Annotated in this window: 6 protein-coding genes; 2 read left to right on the top strand and 4 right to left on the bottom strand. The window is 46.9% G+C overall.

From position 1 onward, the window contains the following. Positions 1-320 precede the first annotated feature (320 nt). Positions 321-1,190 (bottom strand): nucleotidyltransferase-like protein, encoded by an 870-nt coding sequence (locus ABIC15_RS15000; RefSeq protein ID WP_012369566.1) that lies wholly within the window; start codon positions 1,188-1,190, stop codon positions 321-323. 134 nt (positions 1,191-1,324) lie between these two features. On the opposite strand from ABIC15_RS15000, the gene ABIC15_RS14995 reads away from it, so the two are divergent. Continuing rightward, positions 1,325-1,687, top strand: a complete 363-nt coding sequence (locus ABIC15_RS14995; RefSeq protein WP_012369565.1) for a DUF2614 family zinc ribbon-containing protein — start codon at positions 1,325-1,327, stop codon at positions 1,685-1,687. 16 nt (positions 1,688-1,703) lie between these two features. Here ABIC15_RS14995 and perR read toward each other — a convergent pair whose 3' ends face one another. Continuing rightward, positions 1,704-2,126, bottom strand: coding sequence for a peroxide-responsive transcriptional repressor PerR (perR, locus tag ABIC15_RS14990; RefSeq protein ID WP_251027441.1), 423 nt, complete (start codon positions 2,124-2,126; stop codon positions 1,704-1,706). 174 nt (positions 2,127-2,300) lie between these two features. On the opposite strand from perR, the gene ABIC15_RS14985 reads away from it, so the two are divergent. Next, positions 2,301-3,599: a glutamate-1-semialdehyde 2,1-aminomutase gene (locus tag ABIC15_RS14985; RefSeq protein ID WP_354021017.1), complete on the top strand. Its 1,299-nt coding sequence runs from the start codon at positions 2,301-2,303 to the stop codon at positions 3,597-3,599. Between the two features lie 53 nt (positions 3,600-3,652). On the opposite strand, the gene ABIC15_RS14980 is transcribed toward ABIC15_RS14985, so the two are convergent. Then, on the bottom strand, positions 3,653-5,440 hold the full coding sequence (locus ABIC15_RS14980) for an ABC transporter ATP-binding protein (RefSeq protein WP_354021016.1): 1,788 nt from the start codon (positions 5,438-5,440) through the stop codon (positions 3,653-3,655). Positions 5,441-5,482: 42 nt separating this feature from the next. Then, the gene (ntdP, locus tag ABIC15_RS14975) at positions 5,483-6,025 is read right to left on the bottom strand and encodes a nucleoside tri-diphosphate phosphatase (protein WP_012369561.1); all 543 of its coding nucleotides are present in this window, start codon (positions 6,023-6,025) and stop codon (positions 5,483-5,485) included. Positions 6,026-6,031 lie beyond the last annotated feature (6 nt).

The raw sequence follows: 6,031 nt of genomic DNA, 5'->3' as shown, positions 1-6,031 counted from the left end.
GTGACCGGAGTCACGTTGACGAAGCTTGCGCTTCATTCATTGTTTGTATCCGAAGATACGTTTTTTGCCTCATCGTTCAGTTTTCAAAGTTCGTCGTGTCGTTTTCAGCGACTTTAATAAGATATCACGGAATAACTTATGCGTCAACCGTTTTTTTCTTGTTTTTTTCATTACGTCAATGGCGTGTGCCTGTCGACATGTATTAATATACTATCTCGAGATAATAACGTCAATGCTTTTTCTTAATTTTTCTTTTCGTTATTTTTTTCTTCTATATATGCTGGTTCTATATTTATTAAAAAAAACAAAAAACCGGTCTATCACACGACCGGTTCGTATGTCACGAGTTCCACACCAAGTCCTTTTGTCCGTTGATACGAAATTCGGATCAATCCTTTCCGAATGAAAAAATCAACTAGGCTCCCTAAATCAACCTTCAATTCTGTCAGACGACTTTCTTCCATCAATTCATGCATCGTCCAAGGACGATCCCGCTCTCGCATGACTTCAAATAAGTATTTACCACCGGACAAGACTTTTGACTGCAACAGATGTTCTAATCCGATTAACGCCAAGTGAATCCGTTGTTCCAGTGTTTCTTCACTCAACAGAAGTTGTTCATATAACTTATAGACATCCGGATCGTCCAACCGGGCCTGTTCCCAAACGACGACTTCCGGATGCGCTCCCTTTTCGAGAACGGAAAGCCGGGCCAGATGATGCAATGCATGATGGACATGCGTATAAGCATCATAATAATTACCGCGGCTGAATAGATTCCGTCCATCCTGAAAACGACGCAGTAATTTAGCGAATGACAACGACATCTGTAAGCAGCGTTCCGTCTCCGGGAAGTTGCGTAATTGTTTTTTCAAATCCGTTAAGTAGTCATTCCGTTCAAAAATGATGGTTCCTTCCGACACCCAATGGACGGCCCGGCGATTTGCATTTAAGATTAACCAACGGGAGAGGACTTGTTCATGCACAAGATGTAATGAAACCCGCAATGTATTCAATCGATAATGCTTAACGGTCCACTCGACGGAAGGATCTCGTGTAATGACTAACAGTAAAACATCAAATTGATCGGTTAAAGAGTCTCTCGGTTGTCTTTTCTCAACGGCGATGATTCCCTGTGTCTCCGGATAAGCCGCATATTCTGAATAAATTGTTCGTGTTGCCTGTTCCATTTCCTTCTCACCCTTCTCTACTCCGTACTCGTTACTCTGATCATTCGTCCGTTACCATTTTCGACAAAAAATCAATCGTTCCTGCTTCTGACTCGATCCCACAATATGCTAGACTGGCTACAGGGGGAATTCATGTGAAAAAACAACGTAAGAATAAAATAAACCGGGCCCGTAACTTGGCAATGTTCCTCGTATTCGGCGGAATGCTTGTCATGTATGGCGGTCTTTTGTTAAAACAATTCGAAATCATCATGGTCATCCTAATGCTTGTCGGGTTTGTCATGGTCCTTGCCAGCACAGCGCTCTATTTCCTGATCGGACTTACTTCGACGAAAGCTGCCGTCGTCACCTGCCCGAATTGCGGTAAAGAAACGAAAGTCCTCGGACGCGTTGATTTATGTATGCACTGCGACGAACCTCTGACGATGGATCGTAACCTTGAAGGAAAAGAATTCGATGAAAAGTACAACAAACACAGTAAACGAGCTCCCCGTTAAAAGGAAGCTCGTTTTTTTAATGCACGTTCGATTGGCAATCCGGGCAAGTCCCGTAAACCTCAAGACGGTGGCGGTCTACTTTAAAGCCTGTTAAATGCGCCGCAACAGTCTCGACGTCATCCAGGACAGGGTAATTGAAGTCGACGATTTTTCCGCATCCTTCGCAAATCATATGGTAATGACGCGTCGTGACGAAGTCAAAACGACTGGAAGCATCTCCATAATTCATCTCTTCTACGATTCCTTTTTCACGGAAGACCCGTAGATTATTATAAACTGTCGCCACACTCATATTTGGAAAACGATGTTCGAGCGCACGATAAATTTCATCTGCCGTCGGATGTGTATGTCCCGTCGTTAAATATTCCAAAATCGCATGACGTTGTGGTGTCATCCGAACGCCTGATTCACGTAAAGAGCGTACTGCATCATCTAGCATCTCGTTCGCCACGTCATCCCCTCATTTCTATCTTTCATTGATTATTAGATTGTAATCTTTATAATTAGTCTACCTACATTCTTCCTTTCCGTCAACGGCTCTGCTCTACGTTTGACGGACATGATACAATCATATCGTGATATTTTTCACGTATCAATGATTGGAGGAATCATCATGTCAACTCATACAAAACGTCCTACTTCGGAATCCTTATATGAAGTGGCCCAAAAATGTATCGTCGGAGGTGTGAACAGCCCATCCCGCTCGTATAAAGCAGTCGGAGGCGGTGCGCCCGTCTATATGGAACGAGGAGAAGGAGCTTACTTCTATGATGTCGACGGCAACCGTTACATCGATTACTTAGCAGCTTACGGTCCGATCATTACCGGTCACGGGCATCCACATATTACGGAAGCGATCACGAATGCTTCACGCAACGGGTTATTATACGGTACACCTCATCGCCTAGAAATCGACTTTGCCCATAAACTGCAACAGGCGATTCCATCGTTAGAGAAAGTCCGGTTCACAAACTCAGGGACGGAAGCCGTCATGACGACGATCCGTGTCGCCCGTGCTTATACAGGACGTGAACTCGTCGTGAAATTCAGCGGCTGTTATCACGGTCACTCGGACTTGATGCTGATTGCAGCAGGAAGCGGTCCGGCAACACTCGGTTCACCCGATTCAGCCGGTGTGACGAAAGCAACAGCAAAAGAGGTCATTACGACACCGTTCAATGATATTGAATCTTATCGTCAAATCATGGCAGAATGGGGCGATCAGGTCGCCTGCGTTCTCGTCGAACCGATTGTCGGGAACTTCGGCATCGTCGAACCGCAACCCGGGTTCCTCGAGGCCATCAACGAAATTACGCATGAACACGGCGCACTCGTCATCTATGATGAAGTCATCACGGCTTTCCGATTTACGTACGGCAGTGCCCAAGAACTTCTGAACATCCGCCCGGACATGACGGCACTCGGAAAAATCATCGGTGGCGGTCTCCCGATCGGTGCCTACGGTGGACGCCAGGATATCATGGAACACGTCGCTCCGCTTGGTCCGGCGTATCAAGCAGGTACGATGGCCGGAAACCCAGCTTCGATGGCAGCCGGTATTGCCTGCCTCGAATTACTCGAACAGCCGGGTGTGTATGAAGAGTTCGACCGCCTCGGTGCTAAACTCGAACAAGGCATTTTAAAAGCTGCCGATACACATGGCGTCACGATCACAATCAACCGTCTCAAAGGTGCATTGACGGTCTACTTCACGGATGAAACGGTCGTCGACTATTTGGGTGCCGAACGTGCCGACAGTGAAATGTTCGGCCAGTTCTTCAAATTAATGCTCGAACAAGGCGTCAACCTTGCGCCTTCGAAATACGAAGCCTGGTTCTTGACAACGGCTCACACGGAAGCAGACATCGACGAAACAATCGTTGCTGTCAATCGTGCGTTTGCCCAACTGTAAGTCAGTCCTTCATAACAAAAAGGCTGTTCCGTTTTTCGCGGAACAGCCTTTTTTTATTCAACCAGCTCGAGGTTTTGAATCGCATACAGTTCAAAATAAGCGCCGCGTTTTCGCATCAGTTCTTCGTGACGTCCCATTTCCGTGATTTGACCGTTTTCAATGACAACGATCTTATCGGCATCGGTGATCGTCGAAAGACGATGGGCAACGGTAAACGTCGTCCGTCCTTTCGCAAGACGCGCAAGCGAGTCCTGAATCATCGATTCACTTTCGAGATCCAGGGCACTCGTCGCTTCATCCAAAATTAAAATCGGTGGATTTTTAAGGAAGACCCGGGCAATTGCCAAACGCTGTTTTTGACCGCCTGATAATTTGACCCCCCGTTCGCCGACCGGTGTTTTATAACCGTCCGCCAGTCGTTCGATGAACTCATGGGCATTGGCCGCCTTCGCTGCCGCGACCACCTCTTCATCCGTCGCCTCGGGATTCCCCATCTTAATGTTCATTTCGACCGATTCACTGAACAGAATCGATTCCTGCATGACCATTCCGATTTGATCGCGTAAACCACGTAACTTCAAATCACGAATATCGACTCCATCAAGCGTGATCCGCCCGGACGACACATCGTAAAATCTAGGAATCAGACTGACAAGCGTGGATTTCCCGCCGCCCGACATCCCGACGAAGGCAATCCGTTCTCCCGCCTGTACATCGAGCGTCAACCGGTCAATCGCCCGTTCGCCGCCTTCTTCGTAGGAGAAGCTGATATTTTCAAACTGGACGTTCCCTTTGACATGAACCGGATTTTTCGCATTGGCTTTTTCCGTAATATCATAGGGTTCGTCCAAAAACTCAAACATCCGGTCCATCGAGGCAATCGACTGCGTCAATGTCGTCGACGAGTTGACAAGACGACCGAGCGGCGCGTACAGGCGATCGATATAGGCGATGAAGGCGACCATCGTGCCGAGTGATTCCTGACCGTTCAGCACAAGGAAAGCCGCTGCGCCGAAAATCAGAATCGGGGCAAAATCGGTAATCGTCGAGACGACGACGTACGTCCGGGCATTCCAGTTCGTTTGACGTAATGCTGCCGTCAAGAAGCCATCGTTTTGTTTCTTGAACGCCTGATTTTCATGGGGTTCAAGCGCAAAACTGCGAATGACCGCCATTCCGTTGACCCGCTCCGTCAAGTGCCCCTGCAGTTCAGCAAGTGCCGCCGAACGGTCACGTGTCAGACTGCGGAGTCGTCCATAAAAGAACTTGACCGCGAGTGCATAAAACGGCAACGGAATGATCGCAACGAGCGTCAGCTTCGGATCGATTGTCCACATGATAGCAATCGCTATCAAAATCGTAATCATGTCGAGCCATAAGTTCATCAACCCGGTAACAACAAAATCCTTTGTCTGTTCGACATCGTTGATGATCCGGGAGATGACTTCCCCGGTCTTCGTGTTCGAATAAAAGCGGAGTGACAGCTTCTGGACATGATCAAACAGCCGGTTCCGGACATCAAACAAAATTTTTGATGCCGACCACTGGGCCAAATACTGCCGGATGTATTCAAGCGGCGGTTTGATGACGAGAAAAACGAAGAATCCGGCGCCGATCAAATAGGCAAGTTCTTTACTGCGTTCCGCGAGCGGAACCGTTTGATTATCGAGCAGATTGTCGATGATGTACTTGTAGAGAAGCGGCAATCCGAGCGGAATCGAAAACTTGATGATCCCGACGAATACCGTCAAAAGAATTTGTTTTTTATACGGTTTGACGAATTCCATGTACCGTCTGATGGAACCCTTCTTTTTTAACTGTTTTTGCTTTGCTTTACCCATGTGTTCCCCTTCTTTCCACTAAAAAAAGACGATGGCGAACCATCATCTCCGATACCTTGTTTCGTATTCACGATACCACGTTTCAACGAATGCCGGGTTAAACGGACCCTTGCGACTGCGGATCCATTGAATCAAAATCTGAACGTTGTCTTTCAGAATACGATCAATCGCTTTCGGATAGTTCATCTCCCGGCGATGTTTCTCGTACTCATCCTCATCCAAAATCATGTAAGACATGTCCGGATAGACTTTGATATCTAAATCATAATCAATGTACTTGACTGCTCGATCCTTTTCATCAAACGTCGAAGGTGAACCCAAGTTGCAGTAATAGTAGATACCGTCTTCACGAATCATACAGATTACATTAAACCAAAGTTCTGTCGAAAAATAACAAATCGCGGGTTCTCGTGTCCGCCACTGACGACCATCCGATTCACTGACCATGATCCGGTCATTGAATCCAATCAATTCTTCTTCCGTCGATTTAAGCACGAGCGTTTCTTCCCAAACTCTGTGTAAGCTGCCGTTATGTTTGAAACTTTGAATCTCAATCTTGCTACTTTCTTTTGGGAATCGACTCATGTGCTA

Source organism: Exiguobacterium sp. PvP048 (genome assembly GCF_040549175.1).
Taxonomy (GTDB): domain Bacteria; phylum Bacillota; class Bacilli; order Exiguobacteriales; family Exiguobacteriaceae; genus Exiguobacterium_A; species Exiguobacterium_A artemiae.
The sequence above is the reverse complement of the archived record's forward strand: the minus strand, read 5'-3'. Positions and strand labels throughout refer to the sequence as shown.

Coding starts and splice junctions, on each gene's coding strand:
- ABIC15_RS15000 (WP_012369566.1), bottom strand. CDS start 1,190: ATGGAACAGGCAACACGAACAATTTATTCAGAATATGCGGCTTATCCG.
- perR (WP_251027441.1), bottom strand. CDS start 2,126: ATGCTAGATGATGCAGTACGCTCTTTACGTGAATCAGGCGTTCGGATG.
- ABIC15_RS14985 (WP_354021017.1), top strand. CDS start 2,301: ATGTCAACTCATACAAAACGTCCTACTTCGGAATCCTTATATGAAGTG.
- ABIC15_RS14980 (WP_354021016.1), bottom strand. CDS start 5,440: ATGGGTAAAGCAAAGCAAAAACAGTTAAAAAAGAAGGGTTCCATCAGA.
- ntdP (WP_012369561.1), bottom strand. CDS start 6,025: ATGAGTCGATTCCCAAAAGAAAGTAGCAAGATTGAGATTCAAAGTTTC.